Below are 26,735 nucleotides of genomic sequence, written 5' to 3'. Positions count from 1 at the left end.
CTCCTCACCGTTCGTCATCGTCGGGGCGGCCGGAGTCGGCGGCTTCGTCGGGGTTGCCGAGGGCGGACTCCTCCGGTCCGTCCAGCGCGGCGGCTTCGAGTTCGCTGAGCACCAGGTCCTCCACCAGGTCGGCCAGGGCGGCCACGGTGCGGGAGACCAGCACGTCGCGGGGGGTGAGCGTGACGCCGAACGCGTCGTTGGCCCGGGAGGCGATCAGCAGGGCGCGCATGGAGTCGCCGCCCAGCTGGAAGAAGTCGTCGGTGGCGCCGACGGCGGTGTGCAGGGTCTCGGCCCAGATCTCCGCCACCGCCTCCTCCGTGGGGGTGCGGGGCGCGACCCGCCCGGCCGGCCCGGCCTCCTCCGGTGCGGGGGCGGGCAGGGCGGCGCGGTCGGTCTTGCCGCTCGCGGTGAGCGGGAAGCGCTCCAGCACGGCGAAGGCCGAGGGCACCATGTGCCCGGGCAGCGAGCGGGCGGCCAGGGCGCGCAGCTCGGCGCCGGTCGGCGGTTCGGTGCCGGGGGCGGCCAGCAGGTGGGCGACCAGCCGGGGCAGCCCGGGCTCGTCCTCCCGGATGCTCACCACGGCGTCCAGCACGGCCGGGTGGCGGGCCAGTACGGCCTCCACCTCGCCCGCCTCGATCCGGTGGCCGCGCAGTTTGAGCTGGTGGTCGGTGCGGCCCAGGTAGTGCAGTTCGCCGTGGCGGTCGCGGCGCACCAGGTCCCCGGTGCGGTACATCCGGGTGCCGGGCGGCCCGTACGGGTCGGCGGTGAAGCGGGTGGCGGTCAGGCCGGGGCGGCCGAGGTAGCCGCGGGCCAGGACCGGTCCGCTGAGCCACAGTTCGCCGGGGACGCCGTCGGGCACCGGCCGCAGCCGGGCGTCCAGGACGTACGCGCCGGTGGCGGGCAGCGGGCGGCCGATCGGCGGGGCGGCGCCGTCCGCGGTCAGCGGTGCGGACCAGGTGGCGACCACGGTGGCCTCGGTGGGGCCGTAGGAGTTGACCATCCGGTGGTGCGGGGCCCAGCGGGCGACCAGGTCGGCGCCGCAGGCCTCGGCGCCGACGATCAGGGTCTTCAGCGCGGGCAGGGTGCCGGGGGTGTCGGCCGGCAGGGTGGCCAGGGCGGCGGGCGGCAGCAGGGTGTGGGTGATGCCCTCCGCCCGCAGCAGCCCGGCCAGTCGGTCCCCGAGCAGGGGGCCCGGCTCGGGCACCACCAGGCGGGCGCCGTGCGGCAGGGCCAGGCACAGTTCGAGCACCGAGGCGTCGAAGCTGGGGGTGGCGAAGGCCAGCACCCGGTCCCCGGGGGCGATCCGGTAGTGCTCGGCCTCGGCGGCGGCGAAGGCGGCGAGGCCGCGGTGGGTGACGACGACGCCCTTGGGGGTGCCGGTGGAGCCGGAGGTGAAGATGACGTAGGCCGGGTCGTCCGGGTCGAGGGGGCGGGTCCGGTCGGCGTCGGTCGGGCGGTGGTCCGGGGCACCGTCCGAGGCGGCCAGGAGTTCGGCGACGTCCTTGGCGTCCAGGGTCAGGGCGGGCGCCGCGTCGCGCAGCATCGCCTCGATCCGCTCCTCGGGGTAGTGGGGGTCGACGGGCAGGAAGGCGGCGCCGGTCTTCGCCACGGCCAGCTCGGCGAGCACGGTGTCCGCCGAGCGGGGCAGCAGCAGGGCGACGATCTCCCCGGGGCCGGCGCCGCGCGCGATCAGCCGGTGGGCGAGGCGGTCGGCGTGGGCCTCGGCCTCGGCGTAGGTCAGTTCCCGGCCGGCGGCGCTGAGGGCGACGGCCCGCGGCCACCGGTCCGCGGCGGCCTCGACCAGGGCGGGCAGGGTCGTCGGGGGCACCGGGGCGAGCGCCGGGCGGGCCGGGCCGTACAGCAGTCGCTCGCGTTCGCCGGGCGGCAGCAGGTCCAGCTCGTCCAGCGGGGTGGTGCCGTCCGAGGCGGCCAGCGCGGACAGGGTGTGCAGCAGCTGGTCGGCGAGCCGGCCGGCGGTCTGCCGGTCGAGGTGGCGGGGGTCGTGGCCGAGTTCCACGGCGAGCCGCTCGCCGGGCGAGACGACCACGGTGAGCGGGTAGTTGGTGGCCTCCCGGGCGTCGAGTTCGCGCACCAGCAGGCCGTACGCGCCGGCCGTGGCGTCGCCGACCGGGTAGTTCTCGAAGACCACCAGGCTGTCGAACAGCTCGGTGCCCGGCGGGACCTGGCTCAGCCCGTGCATCCGCGCCAGCGGCAGGTGGTCGTGGCGGCGGTCCTCGGCCTGGTCCTCCTGGAGGGCGCGCAGCCACTCGGCGCACGGCTGCCGGCCGTCGACGGCGACCCGGGCCGGCAGGGTGGTGATGAACAGGCCGACGATGCCGTCGGAGCCGGGCAGGTCGGTGGGCCGGCCGGAGACGGTGGTGCCGAAGCAGACCCGCCGTTCGCCGCTCCAGCGCGACAGCAGCAGCGCCCAGGCGCCCTGGACCACGGTGTTGAGGGTCAGCCGGTGGCGGCGGGCGAACTCCTGGAGCCGCTCGGTGCTCGCCTCGTCCAGCCGGTGCGAGAGCCAGTCCCCGGAGCGGGCGGTGTCGCCCTGGGCGGGCCGGCGGTCGTAGGGCAGCGCGGTGGGGGCGGTGAGGTCGGCGAGCACGCCGCGCCAGTGCTCGGCGGCGGCGGCGGTGTCGCGGGCGGCCAGCCAGCCGACGTAGTCGGCGAAGGGCCGGCGCTCGGGCAGGGCGGGCCGCTCGCCGCGGGCGAGGGCGGCGTGGGCGGCCAGCACGTCCGCGAGGACGTGGAAGACGCTCCAGCCGTCGAGCAGCACGTGGTGGAACTCCCACACCACCCGGACGGCGTCGGGGCCGAGCCGGATCAGGTCGAGCCGCAGCAGCGGGGCGCGGTCCAGGGCGAGCGGCCGGCTCCGGCGGTCGGCGAGCAGCTCCTCCAGCCGGTCGCGCCGTTCGGCCGGGCTCAGGGCGCTCCAGTCGTGTTCGGTGACCGGCAGCGTGGCCTCACGGTGGACCAGCTGGAGCGGTACGGGGACGTCGCGCAGCACCACGGAGGTGCGCAGCACCGGGGTGCGGTCGACGACGTGCTGCCAGGCGGCGGCGAGCAGGCCCGGGTCGCGGGCGCCGTCCAGGACGAAGGTGATCTGCTCGACGTACAGGCCGTGTTCGGCCTCGTCCAGGCCGTGCACCACCATGCCGGTCTGGGTGGGGGTGAGCGGCTGGATCTGCGTCACCTCCCGTCCGGTGCCGGCCAGCCGGTCGACGGCGGCCTGGTCGAGGCCGGCCAGCGGGAAGTCGGAGGGGGTGCGGCCGCCGGCGCCGGGTTCGGCGCAGTGGCGGACGATCTCCCGCAGCTCGTCCAGGAGTTCGGCGGCCAGCCTGGCGACCGTCCCGCCGTGGTGCACCGCGCGGGAGTAGGACCAGGTGAAGGAGAGCCGGCCCTCGGCGACCTGCCCGAGCACGTCCAGCAGGTGGGGGCGGCGGGCCGTGCGGTCCATGCCGCCGGTGAGCGGGCCGGCCGGGGCGTGCAGCAGGCCGCCGGGGGTGGCGGTCCAGTCCTGCCGGCCCAGGTAGTTGAAGCCGATCTGCGGCAGGGCCAGGCCCGGCACGGGCCGCAGGTGGCGCAGGGCGCCGTGGCCGAGGCCGCCGCCCGGGACGGCGCGCAGGCTCTCCTTGACGGCCTTCAGGGCGGTGCCGGTGTCGGCGCCCGGGGGCACGTCCAGGGCGACGGGGTACATCGTGGTGAACCAGCCGACGGTGCGGGACAGGTCGACGCCGTCGAGGAGTTCCTCGCGGCCGTGGCCCTCCAGGGTGACCGGCACCCGGCTGCGGCCGGTCCAGCGGGCCAGTACCCGGCCGAGGGCGCAGAGCAGGACGTCGTTGACCCGGGTGCGGTAGGCGTCGGGGACGTCCTGGAGCAGTCGGCGGGTGTCCTCGGTGCCCAGGGCGAAGGTCAGCGACTCCTCGGTGTCGGCCGTGTTGGCGCCGTCCAGGTCGGTGGGCAGGTCGGTGGGCAGGGTGCCGTCCGGGCCGGTGGGCAGGGTGTCGTCCGGGCCGGTGGGCGGGGTGCCGTCCACCAGGCCCTGCCAGTACGGGAGTTCCGGGTCGAAGCCGCCGGCCGCGGTGTGCGCGGCGAGCCGCTCGGCCCAGGCCCGGAAGGAGGTGGTCTTGGCGCCGAGGTCGGGCCGCTCGCCGGCGGCCAGGGCGCGGTGGGCGCGCTCCAGGTCCTCCAGCAGGATCCGCCAGGACACCGCGTCGACGACCAGGTGGTGCGCGGCCAGCAGCAGCACCGGGCGGGGGTCGCCGGCGAAGCGGCAGAGCGCGGCCCGCAGCAGCGGTCCGGCGGCGAGGTCGAAGCCGTCGGCCAGGCACTCGCCGAGCTCCCGCAGGACGGCCTCCCGCTGCTCGCCCTCGGCCGCCTCGTGGACGCGCAGGTCGGGGGCCTGCCCGGGGGCGGTGCCGTGCTGGCGCCACCGGCCGTCGGCGAGCGGTTCGTAGCGCAGCCGCAGGGCGTCGTGGTGGTCCAGGACGGCGGCCAGGGCGGCGCGCAGGGTGGGCTCGTCGGTGTCGGGGGCGAGGGTGAAGGAGACGGACTGGGTGAGCCGGGCCGGGTCGCCGTCGAGGGTGTCCAGCAGCCAGTGCTGGACGGGGGTGAGCGGGGCGTCGCCGGTGACGGCGCCCTGGTCGGCGGCCGCCTCGGGGCGTGGCGACCGTTCGGCGGCGCGGGCGAGTTCGGCCAGGGTCTGGTGGGCGAACAGGTGGCGGGGGGTCAGCGCGAGGCCGGCCCGGCGGGCCGCCGAGACGATCTGGATGCCGAGGATGGAGTCCCCGCCGAGGGCGAAGTAGTTGTCGTCGGCGCTCACTTCGGGCACGCCGAGGACCTCGCGCCAGATCGCCGCGAGGGTCCGCTCGGTGTCGGTGCCCGGCTGCCGGTCGCTCCCGGTGCCCTGGGCCGCGGGGACGGGGACGGGCAGGGCGCGCCGGTCCAGCTTGCCGGTGGCGCCGAGCGGCAGCCGCTCCAGCGGCACCACCAGGGCGGGCACCAGGTGGTCGGGCAGGGTGCGGCCGAGGAAGTCCCGCCACTGGGCCGGGTCGGGCAGGGCGCCGTCGCGCGGCACGGCGTAGCCGACCAGCCGCTTGTGGCCGTCCTGGTCGACCACCCGGGCGGCCGCGGCCGCCACCCGCGGGTGGCGGGCCAGCGCGGCCTCGACCTCGCCGAGTTCGATCCGGAAGCCACGCACCTTGACCTGGTCGTCGGCGCGGCCGAGGTAGTCGAGTTCGCCGTCGGCGCTCCAGCGCACCCGGTCGCCGGTGCGGTACATCCGGCTGCCGGGCGGGCCGTACGGGTCGGGCAGGAAGCGCCCGGCGGTCAGCCCGGGGCGGCGCAGGTAGCCGCGCGCCACGCCGGTGCCGGCCAGGTACAGCTCCCCGGGCGCACCGACGGGCACCGGGCGCAGCCGCTCGTCCAGGACGTAGGCGCGGGCGCCGCCGACGGGCCGGCCGATCGGCGGGTCGCGGTCCGGGTCGGTGGGGTCGCAGGTGTGGGCGGTGGCGTAGACGGTGGCCTCGGTGGGGCCGTAGATGTTGAGCACCCGGCAGCCGGGGACGGCCTCGCGGACCTGGCGCACGGTGCGGGCGGGCAGTCCCTCGCCGGCCAGCACCACGGTGTCCGCGGCGAGCCGGACGGCGCCGTCGGCGAGCAGTCCGCCGAGGGCGGAGGGCACCGCGCTCAGCAGCCCGGCTCGCAGCGGGCCCGGCCGCTCGGCCAGGGCCAGCAGGTCGCGCAGGAGTTCCACGCAGCCGCCGGAGAGCAGCGGCGCGAAGATCTCGAACACCGAGACGTCGAAGTTGAGCGAGGTGGCGGCGAGCACGTGCTCCACGCCGTGGCCGGCGAACTCGGCGGCCGCCCAGTCGGTCAGGGCGAGCACCGAGGCGTGGGCGACCACCACGCCCTTGGGGCGGCCGGTGGATCCGGAGGTGTGGATGACGTACGCGGGGTGCTCCGGGAGCAGGGCGCCGTGCCGCTCCTCCTCGCGCACGGCCTCGGCGGGGGCGGCGGCGAGCCGTTCCCGGCCGGCCGGGTCGTCCAGGACGATCCGGGTGTACGGGCCGTCCGGCAGCCGCCGCCCGGCGTCGGCGCCGGTGACCACGGCGTCGGGCCGGACGTCCTCGAAGAGGTAGGCGATCCGCTCGGCCGGGTACCCGGGGTCGACGGGCAGGTACGCGGCGCCGCTCTTGAGCACCGCGACCAGCGCCACGGCCAGTTCGACGGTGCGGGGCAGGGCGAGCGCGACGAAGCGCTCGGGGCCGGCCCCGGCCCCGATCAGCAGCCGGGCCAGCCGGTTGGAGCGTTCGTCCAGCTCCCGGTAGGTCAGCAGCTCGTCGCCGGAGCGGACGGCCGGCGCGTCGGGGGTGCGGGCGGCCTGCCGGGCGAAGGCCTGCGGCACGGTCCGCCGGGGCGCCTCGCGCACCGGGCCGGCGAGGCGTTCCAACAGGGCGCGCCCCTCGGCCGGGTCCAGCAGCGGCAGTTCACCGGCCGCCCGGTCGAGGCCGGCGGCCATCCCGGCGAGCAGGGTGCGCAGGCTCGCGCCGAGCCGTTCGACGGTGGCGGCGTCGAAGGCGGCCGGGTCGTGGTCCAGGCTGACCTCGATGTCCGCGCCGGGCGCCACCACCACGCTGAGCGGGTAGCTGGTCGGCTCCAGCACGTGCTCGGTCTCCACGCCGAGGCCGTGCCTGGTCAGCGACTCGGCGTCGAAGGGGTAGTTCTCGAAGACCACGATGCTGTCGAACAGGGCGGTGCCGCCGGGCAGTTCGCTCCAGCCCTGGAGCTGGGCCAGCGAGACGGCGTCGTGCCGGCGGGCCTCGGACTGCTGGTCCTGTACCTCCCGCAGCCAGTCCAGCAGCGGGCGGGCGGCGTCGATCCGCACCCGGGTCGGCAGGGCGTTGATGAACAGCCCCACCATCGAGGTGACGCCGGGGAGTTCGGCGGGCCGGCCGGAGACGATGGTGCCGAAGACCACGTCCTGCCCGCCGCCGTAGCGGTGCAGCAGCAGCGCCCAGGCGCCCTGGAGCACGGTGTTGACGGTCAGCCCGGCCTGCCGGGCGGTGTCGCGCAGCCGGTCGGACAGCTCCGGGCCGAGCGCGACCCGCACCGAGGCCGAGGAGGAGGCGCGGTGGGCGCCGGCCGGGCGGCGGTCCCGGGGCAGTTCGGTGGGGGCGGGGAAGCCGGCCAGGGTGTCGCGCCAGTACCGCTCGACCTGCGCCCGGTCCTGGCCGGCCAGCCAGCGCAGGTAGTCGGCGTAGGGCGCGCGCTCCACCGGGGCGGGGGCGCGGCCTGCGGTGAGGGCGGCGTAGCGCTCGCAGACCTCGTCGAAGACCTGGGCGGCGCTCCAGCCGTCGAGCAGCACGTGGTGGAAGGTCCACACCACCCGCACCCGGGTCGGGGTCAGCCGGATCAGGGTCAGCCGCAGCAGCGGCGCGGCGCCGAGGTCGAGCCCGGCCGCGCGGTCCTCGGCGAGCAGCCGGGCGGTGTCCCGCTCGACCTGCCCGGCGGGGCGCCCGCTCCAGTCGTGGTGGGTCACCGGGACGGCGGCGCGGCGGTGGACGACCTGGAGCGGTTCGGCGCCGTCCTGCCAGCTGAGCCGGGTGCGCAGGATGGCGTTGGCGTCGGCGGTCTGCTGCCAGGCCTCGGCCAGCGTGTGCGGGTCGGTGACCCCGGACAGCACCAGCTGCACCTGGTTGACGTAGGTGTCGCCGTCCGGGTCGAGCAGGCTGTGGAAGAGCATCCCGGCCTGCATCGGCGTCAGCGGGTGGACGTCGGCGACGGATCGGCCGTCCCCGGCGATCCGGTCCACCGCCGCCTGGTCGAGCCGGGCGAGCGGGAAGTCGGACGGGGTGCGGCCGCCGGCGCCGGGCTCGGCGCAGTGGGCGACGATCTCCTCGAGCGCGCCCAGCATGGCCCGCGCCAGCCCGTCGACGGTGCTCGGGTGGTGCCGGCCGGCGCTGAAGTACCAGCCGATCTCCAGCCGGCCGTCCTCGACCCGGGCGACGACGTCCAGCAGGTGGGGGCGCTCGGTGCCGGGGGCCTCCGTGCCGCCGAGGCCGCCGGGGACGGCGCGGACCAGGGCGGCGCCGTCGGCGGACCAGTCGAAGCGGCCCAGGTAGTTGAAGCTGATGCCGGGGGCGGGCGCGTCGGCGAGCGCCTCGTCCCGGGCGAGGTGGCGCAGCGCGCCGTGGCCGAGGCCGCGGTCGGGCACGGCCCGCAGCTGTTCCTTGACGGCCTTGAGCGCCGTGCCCCAGTCGCCCGCGGGGACGTCCAGGGCGACGGGGAAGAGCGAGGTGAACCAGCCGACCGTACGGGACAGGTCGAGGCCGTCGAACAGGCCGTCCTCGCGGCCGTGGCCCTCCAGGCCGACGGCGACGGTGCCGCGTCCGGTCCAGTCGGCGAGCACCCGGCCGAGCGCGGTGAGCAGGACGTCGTCGATCCGGGTGCGGTAGACGGCGGGGACGTGGCGCAGCAGGGCGTCGGTGCGTTCGCGGTCCAGCCGGACGGTCACCTCGCGCAGGTCGGCGGCGGTGTTGCCGCCCTCGCCGTCCACCGGCAGCGGCTCGGCACAGGCCCGGGCGGCGGCCGCCCAGTGGGCGCGCTGCGCGGCGAAGCCGCCGGCCGCGGTGTGCTCGGCCAGCCGGCGGGCCCACTCCCGCACGGAGCTGGTGCGGGCGGGCAGCCGCAGCGGGCGGCCCTCGACGGCCTGCCGGTAGGCGGTCTCCAGGTCCTCCAGCAGGATCCGCCAGGAGACGCCGTCGACGGCCAGGTGGTGGACGGCCAGCTGCAGCCGGTCGGGCCGGGTGCCGTCGCCGGCCCCCGAGGTGCCGCGCAGCAGACGGGCGGTGAGCAGCGGGCCGCCGTCCAGCCGGAAGGAGCGGTCCCCGGCCTCCTCCGCGGCGCCCGGCGCGCACACCTCCAGCAGCTCGGGCGCGGCCTCGTCGGCGGGGGCGCAGTGCTGCCGCCAGGTGCCGTCCCCGGCGCGGGTGAAGCGGGAGCGCAGCGCGTCGTGGTGCGCCCACAGGGCGGCCAGCGCCCGGCGCAGGGCCTGCGGGTCGACGGTGCCGGGGGCCTCCACCACGACGGACTGGTCGAACCGCCCGGCGTGCGGCGGGTTCGGGTCGAGGAACCAGTGCTGGATCGGCGTCAGGCCGACCTCGCCGCTGACGGGTTCGGTGCCGGCCACGGTGACGGCGCTGCCGGCGGCCGCGGCCAGGGCGGCGACGGTGGGGTGCCGGAAGAGGTCGCGCGGGGAGAGCGCGAGTCCGGCGGCGCGGGCCCGGGAGACGACCTGGATGCTCAGGATGGAGTCGCCGCCGAGCAGGAAGAAGTCGTCGTCCAGCCCGACCCGTTCGACGCCGAGCAGCTCGGACCAGATCGCGGCGAGCAGCCGTTCGCGGTCGGTGCCGGGGGCGCGGTGGGGGCGGTCGCCGCCCGCCGACCAGTCGGGGGCGGGGAGCCTGCGGCGGTCCACCTTGCCGTTGGCGGTGAGCGGGAGTTCGGGCAGGGTGACGAAGGCCGCGGGCAGCATGTAGTCGGGCAGGTCGGCGGCCAGGTGGGCGCGCAGGTCGGCGGCGCCGGGCGGCTCGGCGCCCTCGGCGGGCACCAGGTGGGCGGCGAGGCGCTTGCGTCCGGCGTCCTGGTGCAGGGAGACGACGGCCTCGGCGACGGCCGGGTGGGCGGTGAGCCTGGCCTCGATCTCGGCGGGTTCGATCCGGAAGCCGCGGATCTTGATCTGGTCGTCGGCGCGGCCGACGAAGTGCAGTTCGCCGTCCTCGCTCCACCGGGCGGTGTCGCCGGTGCGGTACATCCGGCCGCCGGGCGGGCCGAAGGGGTCGGCGAGGTAGCGGGCGGCGGTCTCGCCGGGGCGGCCCGCGTAGCCCCGGGCGAGGCCTGCCCCGGCGATGTACAGCTCACCGGTGACGCCCGGGGGCTGCGGCTGGAGTGCGCCGTCCAGGACGTACGCCCGGGTGTTGTCCAGCGGGCGGCCGATCGGCAGGACGGCGGGCAGGTCGTCGCCGGCCCGGAAGGCCCGGCGGGTGGCGAAGGTGGTGGTCTCGGTCGGTCCGTAGCCGTCGACGACGGTGAGGCCGGGGCAGGCCGCCAGGACCTTGCGGACGGCGGCGCCGGGCACCGCCTCGCCGCCGGTCCACACCTCGCGGGCGCCGCGCAGGCAGCCCGGGTCCTCCTGGGCGAGCAGCCGGAACAGGCCGGCGGTCAGCCACAGGTGGCGCACGCCCCGCTCGGTGACGGCGTGCCGGACGGCGGCGGCGTCCAGGTCCCGCAACGGGGCGAGGACGGCGGTGCCGCCGCGCAGCAGCGGCACCCAGAGTTCGTAGGTGGCGGCGTCGAAGGCGTGCGGGGAGTGCACCAGCACCCGGTCGTGGCCGGCGAAGGCGCGGTCCAGGGCGAGTGCGGCGACGTCCCGGCGGCGCACCGCGACGCCCTTGGGGGTGCCGGTGGAGCCCGAGGTGAACATCAGGTACTGGACGTTGTCGGGGTGGACGGCCGTCGGAGCCGGAGCCGGGGCCGGGGCCGGCGCCTGCCGGTCGCCGGGCAGGTCCACCCGCAGCACCCGCTCGGCGGGGCGCAGTTCGGCGGCCGAACCCGCCCGGTGGGCGTCGGTGAGCAGCAGGTCGGCGCCGGCCTCGGCCAGCATCCGGTGCAGCCGCTCGCGCGGCGCCCGGCCGTCCAGCGGCACGTACACCCCGCCGGTGCGGACCAGCGCCAGCTGGGCGACGACCAGGTCGACGGAGCGTTCCATCAGCACCCCGACGGGCTGCTCGACCCGGACCCCGTGCGCGGTCAGCCGTGCGGCCAGTTCGGCGGCGCGGGCGTCGAGTTCGCGGTACGTGAGGTGTCGGTCGCCGGCCTCCAGGGCGATCGCGCCGGGAGTGCGGAGCACCTGGGCGGCGAACAGCTCGGCGATGTCGGCGGCGGGCTCCTCGGCGGCGGTGGCGTTCCAGTCGACCAGGACGCGCCGGCGCTCCTGCCCGGTCAGCAGCGGCAGCCGCGCGGGCGGACGGTGGGCGCCCTCGGGCATGCCCGCCAGGACGGCGGTGAGCTGCCCGGCGAGCCGGCGCACCGTGGCTTCGTCGAACAGCCGCGGGTCGTAGCAGAGCCGCAGCGACAGCTCCGGGCCCGGGTAGGCCAGCAGGGCGAGCGGGTAGTTGGTGGTCTCGATGCCGTCCAGGTCGCGCAGCCGCAGGCCGTGGGCGTCGGCCGCGTCCTCGTCGACCGGGTAGTTCTCGAAGACCACCAGGCTGTCGAACAGGGCGGTCTGCTCGGGCAGTTCGGTGCGGGAGCGCATCCGCACGAGCGGGACGAAGCCGTGCCGACGGTCCTCGCTCTGCTCGCGCTGGAGGGTCCGCAACCAGTCGAGCAGGGTGCCGTCGGCGGGCAGCGTGGTGCGGGTCGGCAGGGTGGTGATGAACAGGCCGGTCATCGTCTCGACGCCGGGCAGCTCGGGCGGCCGCCCGGAGGAGGTGGTGCCGTACACCACCTCGGCCCGCCCGGCCTGGCGGCCCAGCAGCACCGCCCAGGCGCCCTGGACGAGCGTGTTGAGGGTCAGCCCGGAGCCGCGCGCGAGGTCCTCCAGGGCCCTGGTCGCGGCGGCGGGCAGGGTGAACGGCACGGCGCGGGTGGACTCCGCGCGGTGGCTGCGCACCGGCTCCCGGTCGTAGGGCAGCGGTGTGGCCTCGGCCAGGCCGGCGAGGCGGGTGCGCCAGTGCCGTTCGGCCTCGGCGTGGTCGCGCTCGGCCAGCCAGGCGAGGTAGTCGCGGTAGGGGCGGCGCTCCGGCACGGTGCCGTACGGGACGTCCGCTCCCGGGCCGGCCGGGGCGGCTCCCGAACGGACCAGGGCGGCGTGCACCGCGAAGACGTCGGAGAGCACCTGGAACAGGCTCCAGCCGTCCAGCACCAGGTGGTGGAAGGACCAGAGCACCCGCACCCGGCCGTCCGAGAGCCGGATCAGCAGCAGCCGCTGCAGCGGGGCCTTCGCCAGGTCGAGGCCGCGGGCCCGGTCGCGGTCCAGCAGTTCCGCCATCCGGGTGCGGCGTTCCTCCTCGGGCAGCTCGCGCCAGTCCAGGTGGGTGACCGGCACGGCCACCCGGCGGTGCACCACCAGCAGCGGCTCGGGCACCTCCTGCCAGCGGACGTGGGCGCGCAGCACCGCGGTGCGGTCGGTGACCCACTGCCAGGCCTCGGCGAGGCGCGCCGGGTCGGGCACCCCGTCGAGGACGAAGTCCAGCTGCTGGAAGTAGGCGCCGCTGTCCTCCTCGGCGAGACCGTGGAAGAGCATGCCGGACTGGGTCGGGGTGAGCGGCAGGACGTCCTCCACCGCGCCCGGGTCGGCGCCGGTGACCAGGTCGACCGCCGCCTGGTCGAGCCGGGCCAGCGGGAAGTCGGACGGGGTGCGCCCGGCGGCACCAGGGCGGGCCGCGTGGCGGGCGAGGTCGGCCAGCTCCGCGGCGAAGCGCCGGGCCAGCGCCTCGACGGTCCCGCCGCGGTGCACGGCGGCGGAGTGGAACCAGGTGAACTCCAGCGCGTCGCCGTCCAGGCGGCCGACCACCTCCAGCGGGTGGGGGCGTTCCACGGCCGGGTCGGCGTCCAGCTCCAGCGGCCGGAAGGTGCCGCGGAACAGCCCGTCCGGGTCGTCCGGCAGGGCGATGCGGCCCAGGTAGTTGAAGCCGATCCGGGCCGGCGGGATCTCGGGCGCGGTGCCGGGGCGGCCGAGGTGGCGCAGCGCCTCGAAGCCGAGGCCGCGCCGGGGGACGGCGCGCAGCTGTTCCTTGACCTGCTTGAGGACGGTGTCCCAGTCGGCTCCGGCGGGGGCGGCCAGGGCGACGGGGTGGCGGGTGGTGAACCAGCCGACCGTACGGCTGAGGTCGAGGTCGGGGAAGAGCTCCTCGCGTCCGTGGCCCTCGACGTCCACCACGACCCGCTCCAGTCCGCTCTCCGCGCACAGCGCCCGGCCGAGCGCGCTCAGCAGCACGTCGTTGGCCTGGGTGCGGTAGGTGTCGGGCAGGGTGCGCAGCAGGGCGGCGGTGTCGGCGGCGCTCAGCCGGACGGTGACGGAGCGTTCGGTGGCGTAGGTGTCAGGGCCGGCGAGCTCCGCCGCGAACGGCTCGGCGCTCTGCGCGGGGACGGCGCGCGCCCAGTAGGCGCTCTCGTCCTCGAAGCCGCCCCCGGCGGCGAAGGCGCTCAGCCGCTCGGACCACTGCCGCAGCGGCGAGGACTTCGCCGGCAGCGCGGCGGTCCCGTCCCGGCCGTCCCGGCGGGCGCGGTAGGCGGTGTCGAGGTCCTCCAGCAGCACCCGCCAGGAGACCCCGTCCACCACCAGGTGGTGCACCGCCAGGTGCAGGACGGGCGGGCGCCCTTCGGCGCGCTCGTGCAGCACGGCGCGCAGCAGCGGCCCGCCGCCGCCCAGGTCGTACGGGCCGAAGTGCGGGGTGTCCCGGTCCGGGCCGGTGTGCCGGGCCAGGGGGATCCGGGCGGCCGGCTCCTGGATCCGCCACCGGACGGCCCCGGTGTCGTCCGGGGCGGTGAAGGCCGAGCGCAGCGCGTCGTGGTGGGCGACCAGGTCGTTCAGGGCGTCCTCCAGCGCCGCCCGGTCGAGGTCGTCGGGCAGCAGCAGGGAGAGCGCCTGGCCGAAGTGGCCGGCCCGGCCGGCGGCGCGGTCGAACCACCAGCGCTGGATCGGGGTCGGTACGGCGTCGCCGGTGGCGGCGACCGGTGCGTGGGCGGCCGGGGCCTGGGCGTCCTCCGCGGCCAGGGCGAGCGCGGCGACGGTCTGGTGGCGGTAGAGGTCCCGGGAGGTCACCGCCAGTCCGGCCTGCCGGGAGCGGGCCACCACCTGGATGCCGAGGATGGAGTCGCCGCCGAGGTCGAAGAAGTTGTCGTCGGCGCCGACCCGCTCCAGCCGCAGCACCTCGGCCCAGATGCCGGCGAGCGCGCGTTCGGCGGGCGTGCGGGGGGCGACGTGGCGGGTGGCGGAGGCGGCCGGTCCGGGGTCGGGCAGCCGGCCGCGGTCGAGGGTGCCGTCGGGGCCCAGCGGCAGGGCGCTCAGCGGCACCACGACGGCGGGGACGAGGTGGTCGGGCAGGGTCAGGGCGAGGGTGCGGCGCACCGCCTCGGGCTCGATCCGGCCGCCGGGGACGGGCACCGCGTAGCCGACCAGCCGCCCGGTGCCCTCGGTGAGGACGGCGGCGGCCTCGGCCACGCCCGGGCAGCGCCGCAGCGCCTCCGCCACCTCCTGCGGGTCGGTCCGCGGGCCGCGGGGCCCGGCCCGGTGCTCGACCCGGCCGAGGTGCTCCAGTTCGCCGTCGGCCGTCCACCGCACCAGCTCCCCGGTGCGGTACAGCCGCTCCCCCGGCGCGCCGTACGGGTCGGCGACGAACCGCTCGGCTCCCTCGCCCGGCTGCTCGGGGAAGTCACCGGAGAGGTACAACTCGCCCGGGACGCCCACGGGTTGGGGGCGCATGCCGCGGTCGAGGACGTACGCCCCGGTCCACCCGGGCAGTGCGGCCGCCAGGGCGCCCGGGAGTTCCACGGGTGCCTTCCGGGCGTCGAGCAGCGCCCGCTGCTCCGCCTCGGGGATCATCGGCAGTTCGGCGAGGGTGCGCTGCGGCCCGTCCGCCATCCCGGCCAGCAGGTGGTGCAGCCGGTCGGCCAGCGCGGTCACGGTCCGCCGGTCGAACAGGTCGGTGTCGTACTCCACCGTCAGCGTGCAGCCGCCGGCCTCGTCGGGGGTGAACTCCAGCACCAGGTCGAAGCGGGCGGCCGGGCGGGGCAGCGGGTGGTCGGTGAAGCGCAGTCCCCCGGTGGGCGCCGGGGTGGTGGGGGTCTGCTGGACGACGACGACCTGGACCAGCGGGGTCCGGCTGGGATCGCGGGGCGGGGCGAGTTCCTCGACCACCCGGTCGAAGGGCACCTCGGCGTGGGCGAAGGCGTCCAGCAGGGTGGTGCGCATGCTCTCCACGAAGCGGTCGACGGTGGCCCGTTCGTCCACGTCGCCGCGCAGCACCACGGTGTTGACGAAGAAGCCGGTCACCTCCTCCAGCTCCCGCCGCTCCCGCCCGTTGGTGACGGTGCCGAGGGCGACGTCCCGCTGGCCGCAGTGGCGCGAGAGCAGCAGCGCGGACGCCCCGGCGAACAGGGTGAACACGGTGGTGCCGCGGCCCGCGGCGAGGTGGCGCAGCCGCTCGACCAGCCCGGCCGGGAGGTGGTGGCGGTGCGCCGCGCCGTGGCCGGCGCGCTCGGCGGGCCGGGGGCGGTCGGTGGGCAGCCGCAGGGTCGGCAGGCCGGCCAGGGTGCGCTTCCAGTAGGCGAGGTCCGGTGCGTGGTCGGTGCGGCGGTGCTGCTCCCAGTGGGCGTAGTCGGGGTACTGGAGGGCGGGGTCGGGCAGGGTGTCCGGTTCGCCGGCGGCCTCCGCCCGGTGGAGTTCGGCCAGTTCGCGGGTGAGGACGCCCACCGACCAGCCGTCGGTGACGATGTGGTGCTGCGCCAGCAGCAGCAGGTGCTCGTCGGCGGCGAGCCGGATCAGCAGCAGTCGGGTGAGCGGGCCCGTGGTCAGGTCGTAGGGCCGGGCCAGTTCCTCGGCGAGCAGGCGTTCGGCCGTCGCGGCGCGCTCCCCGGCGGGCAGGGCGCCGAGGTCCTCGGTGCGCAGCGGCGGCTCGGCCCGTTCGGCGACCCGTTGGACGAGTCGTCCGTCGACGGTGTCGACGGTGGTGCGCAGCGAGTCGTGCCGGGCGGTGAGCCGCCGCAGGGCCCGGCCGAGGGCGTCCCGGTCGAGGGGGCCGTGCAGTCGCAGGGCCACGCCGGTGTTGTTCGCGGTGCCGCCGGGGGTGAGGTCGTCCAGGAACCAGAGCCGGCGCTGGGCGCTGGACAGCGGCAGCGGCTCGCCGCGCGGGGCGGGCGGGACGGGCTCGTCGGGCGCGGCGGTGGCCGGCTGGTCGAGCAGTGGGGCGAGGGCGGCGACGGTGCGGGCGGTGAAGACGTCCCGCAGGGTGAGGCGGGCGCCGAGCCGTTCGGCGATCCGGGTCAGGGTGCGGGCGGCGAGGACGGAGTCGCCGCCGAGGTCGAAGAAGTCGTCCTCGGCGCCCACCGCGTCGAGGCCGAGGACCTCGGCCCAGATGGCGGCCAGGTCCCGTTCCCGCCCGGTGCGCGGGGCGAGCGGTGCGGCGGCGGTGCGCCGGGCGGGCGCGGGCAGCGCCCGCTGGTCGATCTTGAGCTGTGGGGTGAGCGGGAACGCCGCCAGGACGACGACGGCGGCGGGCACCAGGTGGGCGGGCAGCGCGGCGGCCAGGGCGGTGCGCAGCTCGGCCGGGTCGGGGGCGTGCCCCGGGTCGGCGGGCGTGGCGTAGCCGACCAGCCGGGTGTGGCCGGGCTCGTCCTCGCGGACGATGACGACGGCCTGGTCGACGGCGGGGTGGGCGCGCAGCGCGGCCTCGATCTCGCCGGGCTCGATCCGGAAGCCGCGGACCTTGACCTGCCGGTCGAGCCGGCCGAGGAACTCCAGTTCCCCGTCGGCGTTGCGGCGGGCCCGGTCGCCGGTGCGGTAGAGCCGGGCGCCGGGCGGGCCGAAGGGGTCGGCGACGAAGCGCGCGGCGGTCAGGCCGGGGCGGCCGAGGTAGCCGCGGGCGACGCCCTCGCCGCCGAGGTACAGCTCGCCGTCGGCGCCGTCCGGCTGGGGCCGCATGGCCTCGTCGAGGACGTACACCCGGGCGTGCGGCAGGGCGCCGCCGATGCCGGGGGTGCCGGTGCCGGCGCTGAGCGGTCCGGTCCAGGTGGCGACGATGGTGGCCTCGGTCGGGCCGTAGGAGTTGATCATGCGTCGGCCGGGCGCCCAGCGGTCGACCAGTTCGGCGGGGCAGGCCTCGGCTCCGACGATCAGGGTGCGCAGGTGCCGGCCGGCGCCGGCGGGGACGGTGGCCAGGGCGGCGGGCGGGATCAGGGTGTGGGTGATGCGGTGCTCGTCCAGGACGGCGGCGAGTTCCTCGCCCAGCCAGGGGCCGTCCGGGGGGATCACCAGGGTGGCGCCGGTGAGGACGGAGACGAACAGCTCCAGGACGGAGGCGTCGAAGCTGGGCGAGGAGAACTGGAGCACCCGGTCCCCGGGCCGGACCGCGTAGTTCTCGACGGCGGCGGCGGTGAAGCCGGCGATGCCGCGGTGGGTGACGACCACGCCCTTGGGGGTGCCGGTGGAGCCCGAGGTGTAGATCACGTACGCCGGGTGGTCGGTGCCCGCCACGGCCGGGGCGCCCGGGTCGCCGAGGTCGCCCGTCTCCAGCGTGTCGTGGACCGCGGCCGGGTCGTCCAGCACGATCACGGGGTCGGCGTCGGCGAGCATCAGCGCCCGCCGCTCGGCGGGGTAGGCCGGGTCCACGGGCAGGAAGGCGGCGCCCGCCCGGACGACGGCCAGTTCGGCGGCGACGAGTTCCATGGAGCGCGGGAGGACCAGCGCCACCGTGCGCTCCGGTCCGGCGCCGCGCCGGCGCAGCTCGCGGGCCAGCCTCTCGACGCGTTCCGCGAGGTCCTGGTACGTCCAGGCACGCCGGCCGTCGGTCACCGCGGGTGCGTGGGGCGTGCGGGCCGCCTGGGCGGCGAACAGCGCGTCGAGGGTCCGGGGTGCGACGGCTCCCGGGGCTCCGGCGGTGCCGCCGGCCTGCGGCGGGGCGGACGGGCGCACGGGCTGGGCAGGCCGGTCGGCCATGGCGGAAGGTCCTTCCGATGGGGGCGACGACGAGGGCACCGGGGCAGGCGGTAGCCGCCCCTCGGGCCCGGGGGAACGGTGTGGCGGTGATACGGGAGTGCGGGCGAACGGCGGCGGGCCGGCCGGTTCAGTCGGCGGCGGCCCGGCGGGCCGTGCGGCCGGAGACCTGCACCCGGTCGATCCGGCCGGTGGCCGCGTCCCGGTGGAAGCGTCCGCCGGGCTCGGGGCGGCCGGTGTCCGGGTCGAGCAGGTCGTAGGAGAGGTCGGAGTAGCAGCGCAGCGGGAGCGGCAGGTCGCCGTCCACCGAGAGGGTGGCCGGTCCGCCGCCGGCCGACTCGACCCGGTAGCGGATCGAACCGTTGCGGTAGTCGCCCGCGCACTGGGCCAGGGCCTCGGCCTCGGCGAGCGGGACCGGTCCTGCGGCGCTCACCGGGTCGATCGCCGCGGGCACCCGTATCCCGGACAACTCCGGCAGTTCGGAGGCGAGTTCGCGCCACAGGGCGGTGGCAGCGCCGGCGTTGCCGGTGAAGGCGACCACGACGCCGCTGTCCGGGTCGGCCCGCAGGTGGCAGGAGGTGCCCATGGCGTTGCCGTCGTGGCCGCACCAGAGCCGCCCGTCCTGCCGGTAGAGCGCCGCGCCGGCGCCCCAGCCGTCCGCGAGCGCTCCGGGCCGGGCGCCGGGCTGGGGACGGCGCATCAGCTCGGCGACGTCCGGGGGCAGCGCCTTGGCCCGGCCGACCAGGGCGGCGCCGAGGGCGGCGAGGTCCGCGGCGCTCGCCAGCAGGGCGCCGGCCGGGGCCTCCAGCGGGGCCAGGTTCTGCCGGACCGCCCGGGCCAGGCCGGTCGCGGCGTTGAGCGCGTGCCCGGTGGCGACCGGCCGCCCGGGTGCGGTGGTGTCGACGAACACCGGTACGGCGCCGAAGGGTTCGAGCAGCAGGGCGCGCACCGCCTCGTGCCAGGGCATCCCGGTCACCGTCTCGACCAGGCGCCCGGCGGCGACGTAGCCGGCGTTGGAGTAGGAGAAGTCCGTCCCGGGCCGGAACAGCGCGTCCGAAGCGGTGCACACGGCGGACAGGTAACGGGTCGCGGTGGTGCGGGCGGCGGCGTCGGAGTCCGGCCCGGTGGGCAGTCCGCCGGTGTGGCCGAGCAGGTGACGAATCGTTACTTCAGGCAGCTGTCTCAGCTCGGGAAGGTGCTCGGCCACCGGGTCGTCGAGGTCGAGGTCGCCGTCGTCGGCGAGCAGCATCACCAGGGCGGCGGTGTAGGGCTTGGTGAGCGATCCCACCGGAACGGCGGTGTCCTCGGTGAACGGCTCCCCGGTGCCGGTGTCCGCCACCCCGGTGTGCAGGGCGACGGTCTCCGCGCCGGTGTCCAGCACCAGTTGGGCACCGGGCACCCGGTGGGCGCGCGCGAGCGCGTCGAGCCGCTGCTGCAGCTCGCCGCGCGGGAGGAGCGGCGCCCGTTCTCGGGCGGGCGCCGGGCTGGCGTACGGCATGACGGAAGCTCCCACTGGTTCTCGGCCGCGGGCGCGCCGGGCGCCGCGGTGGAATTGCGGATTGGTGTGCGGCACAGCGGGAATTCCGCGGCCTTCGGTGCCGACTGCTCGATGCGCCCGCTTCAGGACGCGCGGGAACGAGGGGATTCGGCGCACGCCCGGCCCGCGCCGGCCGGCCGCCCCGGGAACGGGAATCCCCGGGCACCCGCCGAACGCGCGCCGTACCGGCCACGCGGAGCCGTTCCGGGGACGCACCGTCGCGCCCGGGGCGGGCGGTGCGAATGCGACCGGAATTCCTCCGCCGGGCGGTGCACGGCGGCCCCGCACAAGGGCGCGCGGTGAACCGCGAACCGGCCGAATACCCCTACCCCGCCGGAACGATCCAACAGAAACCCGTCCCCCGTCGACGGACCGCTCTCCCGGCCCCCACCTGCACAATGGCCGTATCCGGCATGTCCATCCCCCTTATTCGCGATCCGCCCCCGCACCCGCCGCGCGGTACGCGCCGGCGCGGCCGAGGAGTCGCGCAATCCCTGCCGTCCCGAACGTCCGGACGACGAACGCGCAACAGTCTTCACGGCGGCTCAGCCGCTCGCAACCCCTACCGATTGAACGGAAAGCGACTCCATCGGTAATCGGAACCCCAAAATCCCAGGTGCGACTCCCGGCCGTGGCCGGAACGGCCGATGAGGGGCGCACATTCTTTGGCTGAAAATACAAGGTTCAGATCTCACCAGTCACTCGAACAATCATTCGCGGCAATATCCGAGTGATTTCCCGGGCCCCTGTGACGGATGTGCCGGAACGCGACGGAATCAATCGGGTGTGCCGTGAGTGACACCGCCCGGCCCCGGCAGCAGCTCCAGGGCCGCCTCGACGAGCGGGCCGGGAGCCGGGCCGACGTCCAGCACCGCGCCCCGCTCGTCCGGCTGGAGCGGTTCGAGCGCGGCGAGCTGCGAGTCGAGCAGCGATCGCGGCATGAAGTGACCGGTACGCCCGCCGATCCGGTCCGCCAGCAGCTCGCGGCTGCCCGTCAGGTGCAGGAAGAAGGCGTCCGGGCTGGCCTCCCGCAGGGTGTCCCGGTAGCGCCGCTTCAACGCGGAGCAGGTGATCACCCCGCCGCCGCCCGCCGCGTCCCGTTCGCCCAGCCACCGCCCGATCGCCCGCAGCCAGGGCCCGCGCCGCGCGTCGTCGAGCGGGATGCCGGCCGCCATCCGGGCGATGGAGTCGGGACGGTGGAAGTCGTCCCCGTCCGCGAAGGGCACCCCGAGCCGCTCCGCGAGCAGCCTGGCCACCGTGGACTTGCCCGTGCCGGCCACCCCCATGACCACGACGCACGGGGTGCGGCGCTCACCACCCGGGGGCATCGGAGCGCCTACCACCACTTCGCGGGCGGCCCCTGCGACCCGGCCGGGTACTCGTCCAGCGGAACCAGGCCCCGCTCCCAGCCGGTCAGTACGGGTTCCAGCACCCGCCAGGCCTCCTCGGCCTCGTCGCCGCGGATGGACAGCGCCGGATCCCCGTTCAGGACGTCCAGCAGCAGCCGGCCGTAGGCGGGCAGGTTCGGCGGCTCCATCCCCGCGGTCAGCAGGATCGGCGCCAGTCCGTGGGCGTGGGCGCCGATGCCGGTCAGCTCCAGGGCCAGCCCCTCCGGCTCCAGCTCGAACCGCAGCACGTTGGGCCGGGCCTCCCCGCTGTGGCCGAACGGCAGGTGCGGCACCGGGCGGAAGTGCACCGCGACCTCCTTGCGGTCCTCGCCCAGGGCCTTGCCGCTGCGCAGCCGGAACGTCGTGCCGGCCCACCGCCAGCTGTCCAGCTCCAGTTCCACCTCGGCGAAGGTCTCGGTGCGGCGCTCCGGGTCGACGCCCTCCTCCGCGACGTAGGCGGGGACGTCACGCTCCCCGATCCGGCCGGGCAGGTAGCGGGCCCGCCGGGTGCGGTGCACCACGTCGTGCTCGGTCAGCGGCCGCACCGAGCGCAGCACGTCCACCTTGCGGTCGCGCAGGTCCCGTTCGCCGAGCGTGATCGGCGGTTCCATCGCCACCAGGCAGAGCAGCTGCAGCAGGTGGTTCTGGACCATGTCCTTGAGCGCCCCGACGTGGTCGTAGTACCCGGCCCGGCCCTCCAGCGCCAGCGTCTCGTCCCAGACGATGTCCACGTGGGAGATGTGGGTGCTGTTCCAGATCGGCTCCAGCACCCGGTTGGCGAGCCGGCTGCCGAGCACGTTCTGGACGGTCGTCATGGCCAGGAAGTGGTCGACCCGGAACACCGCCTGTTCCGGCACCAGATCGGCGAGCAGCCGGTTCAGCTCCTGCGCGCCCGCCAGGTCCTCGCCGAACGGCTTCTCCAGGACGATCCGGCTGCCGGCCGGCAGGCCCGCCGCGTGCAGGGCGGTGACCACGGCCGGGAAGAGCGCCGGCGGGAGCGCGAGGTAGACGGCCACCGGCCCCTGCCCGGCGACCACCGCGGCGACGTCGGCCGGGTCGGTGACGTCGGCCCGCCGGTAGCCCAGGGCGTCGAGCACCGCCTTCCTGGCGTCGGCCGGGAGGTCCCCGCCGTGCCGGTCGAGCCGCTCCTCGGCCCAGGCGCGGTACTGCCCGGTGTCCCAGTCCTCCCGGCTCGCCCCGGTCACCCGCAGCGAGTCGCCGACGTGCCCCGCCGCCCGCAGCGCGGCCAGCGCCGGCAGCAGGAAGCGGGCGCTGAGGTCCCCGGTCGCGCCGAGGATCGCGAGCCGGTCGATCATCCTCGCCCACCGGCCCTCGCCCGGCCGAGGCTGACGCCGCCGGCGATGATCCCGATGTGGCTGAACGCCTGGGGGAAGTTGCCCATGAACTCTCCTGTGGACGGGTTGATCTGCTCGGACATCAGCCCCAGCGGGCTCGCCCGGGAGCACAGCGAGGCGTACAGCTCCTCGGCCTCGTCGATCCGGCCCTGGCCGACCAGGTTGTCGACCAGCCAGAAGCTGCACAGCACGAACGCGCCCTCGTCGCCCGGCAGGCCGTCCGGGGACTCCTCGTGCAGGTAGCGGTAGAGCAGCCCGCCGCCCGCCGACAGCCGCTCGGAGACGGCCGCGACGGTCGCCACCATCCGCGGGTGGTCGACCGGCACCACCTGACGCAGCGGGAGCGCGAGCAGGCTCGCGTCCAGTGCGCCGCCACCGTCCAGGTGGGCGCTGAGGGTCCTGGCGTCCTCGTCCCAGGACTGCTCCAGGATCAGCCGGCGCAGCTCCTCGGCCGAGGCGCGCCAGCGGTCCGTCCGGGCGGGCAGGCCGAGCCGCTCGCCGATCTGCGCGGCCCGGTCCAGGGCCACCTGGCACAGGCCCGCCGAGTACGTGAACACCCGGCCCTCGCTGCGCACTTCCCAGATGCCCTGGTCCGGCTGCCGCCAGGCCTGCACGGCCGTGTCGGCCAGCCCTGCCAGGCCGTCCCACAGCCCGGGCTGGATCTCGCCGCCGGCCCGCAGCCACTGGTCGGCGCAGTCCAGGATCTCGCCGTAGACGTCGTGCTGGCGCTGGTCGGCCGCGCCGTTGCCCCAGCGCACCGGGGCGGAGCGCTGGTAGCCCTCCAGTTCGCCGTCCTCGACCTCGTCCGGCACCGGGCCGCCCCGCAGGTCGTACATGATCCGGGGCCCCCGGCTGGCCTCGAAGGCGTCGAGGACCCAGCCGAGGAAGGCGTCGGCCTCGCCGCGGAAGCCGATCCGGCGCAGCGCGAACACCGCGAACGCGGCGTCGCGGATCCAGCTGTAGCGGTAGTCCCAGTTGCGGATCCCGCCGATCGGCGCGGGCAGCGAGGAGGTGGGCGCCGCGACCAGCGAGCCGTTGGCCCAGTCGTCGCAGAGCTTCAGCGTGATCGCGGCCCGCCTCACCAGGGGCTCCTGGGGGCCGTCGTACGCGAAGTGCCCCATCCAGCGGCGCCAGGCCTCGGCGGTGCCCTTCAGGGTCGCCTCGGCGTCGAAGCGGTGGTGCCGGTGGAAGCGGCCCCAGGAGAGCACCAGGTCCAGGTGTTCGCCGCGGCGCAGCTCGTGGGTGCTGCGCAGGCCGCTCAGCGGGCGGTTGGAGCGCAGGTGGAGCCGCAGGTCCGGGCGCCGGTTCGGCCGGACCTCCAGTCCGCTGAACAGGGCCCGGGCCTGGGCGCCGCCGCGCGGCTCCAGTTCCGCCCGCAGCCGGACGCTTCCGTCCACCACCACGGCCGAGCGCACCAGTTCGCCGCGGTCGGCGGGGGCGTCGTCGGTGAGGTCGGCGCCGGAGCGCACGGTCAGCGCGTCGGTGACGCGCACCAGGCCGGTGGGGCAGCGCAGTTCGGTGGTCAGGACGCCGGTGTCCGGTTCGTAGCGCTGCCTGGCCTCGACCAGCTCCTCCGGGGCGAGGGTGAAGTGCCCGCCCCGGGCGTGGTCCAGCAGGCCGCAGAACAGCGGTTCGGAGTCGAACCGGGGCAGGCACATCCACGGGATGACGCCGTCCAGGCCGACCAGCGCGGCGGTCGCGCCGTTCCCGATCAGGCCGAGGTCCTCCAGCGGCAGGTAGCCCTTGCGCCGGCGGACCGGCCGGAACGGTGGATCGGGGTCGTACATGCCGCCTCGCTTCCGCAGCGCCGGGGGGTTCGATCGCCGCGGACGCACGCCGCGGCGGGCCGTCTAGAAGGTGATCATCACCTTCACGACGTCCTCCAGCTTCCTGTCCGACACCTCGAAGGCCCGTTCCATGTCGTCGAAGGCGAACTCGTGGGTCGTCATGTGCGACGGGTCGAGGCGTCCGCCGGCGAGCACCCGCAGGAGCCGCTCCATCCGCAGCCGGCCGCCCGGACAGAGCCCCGTCGCGATCGTCTTGTCCGCCATGCCGACGCCCCACTCGACGCGCGGGATGCGGACGAACTCGCCCTCGCCGAAGTAGCCGGTGTTGGAGACGGTGCCGCCCGGTTTGGTGACCTTGACGCAGGTCTGGAAGGTCGCGTCCGCGCCGAGCGCCTCGATGGCGGTGTCGACGCCCTGCCCGCCGGTCAGTTCCATGATCCGCTCGACCACGTCCTCCCGGGTGAAGTCCACGATCTCGTCCGCCCCGTACGTCCGCGCGAGCTTCTGCCGGCTGGGCACCGACTCGACCCCGATGACCAGGCCGGCGCCGCGCAGCCTGGCCCCGGCCGTCGCCATCAGGCCGACCGGCCCCTGGGCGACGACGGCGACCGTCCCGCCCACCGGGATGGCGCCGTGCTCGGCGCCCATGAAGCCGGTGGAGAGCATGTCGGCGCAGTAGACCGCGTCCTGGTCCGAGATGGCGTCGGGGATCGCGGCGAGGTTGGCGTCCGCGTCGTTCACGTGGAAGTACTCGGCGAAGACCCCGTCCTTGAGGTTCGCGAACTTGAAGCCGCCGAGCGGCCCGCCGGACTGCGAGGGGTGGCCGTTCTGGGAGGCGAGGTCTCCCCAGTCGGGCGTGATGGCGCCGACCAGCACCCGGTCGCCGGGCCGGAAGTCCTTCACCTCGCTGCCCACCTCGTGCACCACGCCGACCGCCTCGTGCCCGAGGGTCAGGTTCTCCCGGGGGCCGATGCCGCCCTTGACGGTGTGGGAGTCGGAGGTGCAGATGAGCGCCCGGGTCGTGCGCACCACGGCGTCGTTCGGGCCGGGCCGCGGCACGGGCTTCTCCAGGAAGCCGACCCGCCCGATCTCCTTCATCACGAAGGCCTTCACTGGCCCGTCCTTCCTGTTGCCGCACCACCACGGGGCTGTCGCACCACCACGGGGCACGGGGCTGCACGGATCCCGCCCCACCGGGCGGCCGTGACCGGCCGCGCGGCCAACGGCTCCCACGTTCCCGGGGATCGGGCCGCCGCGCGATCCGGCCGCCCCGGCAGCGGTGCATTCCGGTGAAAAAACGCGTGCTCCTGCCCCGGGCGCGGCGGGGGTGGCTGCTACCGTCTGAGCGCGCACGACGGGACGGCGGACGGCGGAGGTTGCGATGGCGGACAGCGGCGCGGAGCGGGCCTTCATCGGGTCGTTCACCTCGACGGGCGGGCGCGGGATCGTCCTGGCCTCGCCGGATCCCGAGACCGGCGCCCTCACCGCCACCGGTGTCGTCGACGCCGTCGACCCGTCCTACCTCGCGCTCGGGCGGGCCGCGGACGGCGGCCCGGTGCTCTACGCCGTCTCGGAGACCGCGCCGGGCGCCGTCACCGCCTACGACATCGCCGGTCCGGTGCCCCGGCCGCTCGGCGACCCCGTACCGGTGGACGGGGACGAACCGACCCACCTGAGCGTCAGCCGGGGCCACCTGCTGACCGCCAACTACGGCTCCGGCAGCGTCAGCGTGCTGCCGCTCGCCGCCGACGGCACCCCGCGGCCCCCGAGCGGCGTACTGCGCCACCGGGGCAGCGGCCCGCACCCGGACCGCCAACGGGGCCCGCACGCCCACCAGGTGCTCCCCGACCCGTCGGGGCGCTGGGTGCTCGGCGTCGACCTCGGCACCGACTCGGTGCGGATCTGCGCCCTGGACCCGGCCACGGGCGGGCTGGCCCCGCACGGGGAGACCGCGCTGCCGCCCGGCACCGGGCCGCGCCACCTGGCCTTCCACCCCTCGGGCCGGCACGCGTACGTGCTCGGCGAGCTGCGCCCCGTCGTGACGCTCTGCCGCTGGGACGCCGAGGCCGGGACGCTCGAACCGGTCGCGGAGGTCCCGCTGTTCCCCGACGGCGTCGAGGGCCCGGTCTCCCCCTCGGCCCCGGTGGTCTCCCCCGACGGCCGGTTCCTGTGGGCGGCGGAGCGCGGCACCGACACCATCGTGGTGCTCGCCCTCGACGGGACGGGCGAGCGGGCCCGGGTGCTCACCTCGGTGCCCTGCGGGGGCCGCCGGCCGCGCGACCTGGTGCTGGGCCCCACGGGCACCCGGCTGTACGCGGCGAACGAGCACTCCGGCGACGTCACCTGGTTCGACGTGGACGGCGTGACGGGCGTCCCGCGCCGGGTGGGCTCACTGGCCGTCCCGTCGGCGTCCACGGTGCTCTTCGTCTGAGGCCTCCTCGCCCGAGGACGGCCCCCGGGCCGGTGGGCCGCTCACCGCTCCTCGTCGCGGACCACCACGACCGGGACGGTGGCGTGCCGGGTGCAGTGCTGGGCCACCGAGCCCAGCAGCATGCCCTTGAAGCCGCCGAGGCCGCGGCTGCCGACCACCAGCAGGTCCGCTCCCCGGGCCGCCTCGACCAGCGATCCCGCCGGGGAGCCGTAGCGCGCCTCGGTGCGCACCTCGACCGGCGGGTCCTCCCCCACGGCCTGTCGGACGGCCCGGTCGGCCTCCTGGCGCGCCCGGCCCTCCAGTTCCCGCTCGTCGGTGGCCGCCGGGGGGAACCAGCCGCGCGCGCCGTGGTACGTCGGGTACTCCCAGGCGATCACCGCCACCACCGCGCCGCCGGTGAGTTCCGCCTGGCGCACGGCCCAGCGCAGCGCCCGCTCGGACGACTCCGAGCCGTCCACCCCGACCACGATGCGGCCCTTCTCCTCAGGCTGGTCGGCCATGACTCCTCCTCGACTCGACGG

At 76.5% G+C, this 26,735-nt stretch carries 8 protein-coding genes; 1 reads left to right on the top strand and 7 read right to left on the bottom strand.

What is annotated here, in order from left to right; translation table 11 throughout:
- Positions 1-4: 4 nt before the first annotated feature.
- From ACIQ87_RS09140 to ACIQ87_RS09115, 6 genes are all read right to left on the bottom strand, one after another.
- Positions 5-17,719, bottom strand: a complete 17,715-nt coding sequence (locus ACIQ87_RS09140) for a non-ribosomal peptide synthase/polyketide synthase (RefSeq protein WP_402403802.1) — start codon at positions 17,717-17,719, stop codon at positions 5-7.
- A gap of 127 nt (positions 17,720-17,846) precedes the next feature.
- On the bottom strand, positions 17,847-19,214 hold the full coding sequence (locus ACIQ87_RS09135; protein WP_402403799.1) for a serine hydrolase domain-containing protein: 1,368 nt from the start codon (positions 19,212-19,214) through the stop codon (positions 17,847-17,849).
- Positions 19,215-20,029: 815 nt separating this feature from the next.
- Complete coding sequence (locus tag ACIQ87_RS09130) at positions 20,030-20,581, bottom strand: gluconokinase (RefSeq protein WP_402403796.1); 552 nt, start codon at positions 20,579-20,581, stop codon at positions 20,030-20,032.
- Between the two features lie 8 nt (positions 20,582-20,589).
- The gene (locus tag ACIQ87_RS09125; protein ID WP_402403794.1) at positions 20,590-21,957 is read right to left on the bottom strand and encodes a glucose-6-phosphate dehydrogenase; all 1,368 of its coding nucleotides are present in this window, start codon (positions 21,955-21,957) and stop codon (positions 20,590-20,592) included.
- Positions 21,954-23,783: a glycoside hydrolase family 15 protein gene (locus ACIQ87_RS09120; RefSeq protein WP_402403791.1), complete on the bottom strand. Its 1,830-nt coding sequence runs from the start codon at positions 23,781-23,783 to the stop codon at positions 21,954-21,956. The genes ACIQ87_RS09125 and ACIQ87_RS09120 overlap by 4 nt, the downstream gene beginning before the upstream one ends.
- Positions 23,784-23,846: 63 nt before the next feature.
- The gene (locus ACIQ87_RS09115; RefSeq protein WP_402403788.1) at positions 23,847-24,896 is read right to left on the bottom strand and encodes an NAD(P)-dependent alcohol dehydrogenase; all 1,050 of its coding nucleotides are present in this window, start codon (positions 24,894-24,896) and stop codon (positions 23,847-23,849) included.
- A gap of 268 nt (positions 24,897-25,164) precedes the next feature.
- On the opposite strand from ACIQ87_RS09115, the gene ACIQ87_RS09110 reads away from it, so the two are divergent.
- The gene (locus tag ACIQ87_RS09110) at positions 25,165-26,214 is read left to right on the top strand and encodes a lactonase family protein (protein WP_402403786.1); all 1,050 of its coding nucleotides are present in this window, start codon (positions 25,165-25,167) and stop codon (positions 26,212-26,214) included.
- Positions 26,215-26,255: 41 nt separating this feature from the next.
- On the opposite strand, the gene ACIQ87_RS09105 is transcribed toward ACIQ87_RS09110, so the two are convergent.
- Positions 26,256-26,714, bottom strand: coding sequence for a universal stress protein (locus ACIQ87_RS09105; RefSeq protein WP_402403783.1), 459 nt, complete (start codon positions 26,712-26,714; stop codon positions 26,256-26,258).
- Positions 26,715-26,735: the final 21 nt, after the last annotated feature.

The organism is Kitasatospora sp. NPDC096204 (assembly GCF_044763205.1).
Lineage (GTDB): Bacteria > Actinomycetota > Actinomycetes > Streptomycetales > Streptomycetaceae > Kitasatospora.
This window is presented reverse-complemented; position numbering and strand designations above follow the sequence as displayed.

Bases quoted from the DNA above. Each gene is read 5' to 3' on its own strand.
- ACIQ87_RS09140 (WP_402403802.1), bottom strand. From the start codon at position 17,719: ATGGCCGACCGGCCTGCCCAGCCCGTGCGCCCGTCCGCCCCGCCGCAG.
- ACIQ87_RS09135 (WP_402403799.1), bottom strand. From the start codon at position 19,214: ATGCCGTACGCCAGCCCGGCGCCCGCCCGAGAACGGGCGCCGCTCCTC.
- ACIQ87_RS09130 (WP_402403796.1), bottom strand. From the start codon at position 20,581: ATGCCCCCGGGTGGTGAGCGCCGCACCCCGTGCGTCGTGGTCATGGGG.
- ACIQ87_RS09125 (WP_402403794.1), bottom strand. From the start codon at position 21,957: ATGATCGACCGGCTCGCGATCCTCGGCGCGACCGGGGACCTCAGCGCC.
- ACIQ87_RS09120 (WP_402403791.1), bottom strand. From the start codon at position 23,783: ATGTACGACCCCGATCCACCGTTCCGGCCGGTCCGCCGGCGCAAGGGC.
- ACIQ87_RS09110 (WP_402403786.1), top strand. From the start codon at position 25,165: ATGGCGGACAGCGGCGCGGAGCGGGCCTTCATCGGGTCGTTCACCTCG.
- ACIQ87_RS09105 (WP_402403783.1), bottom strand. From the start codon at position 26,714: ATGGCCGACCAGCCTGAGGAGAAGGGCCGCATCGTGGTCGGGGTGGAC.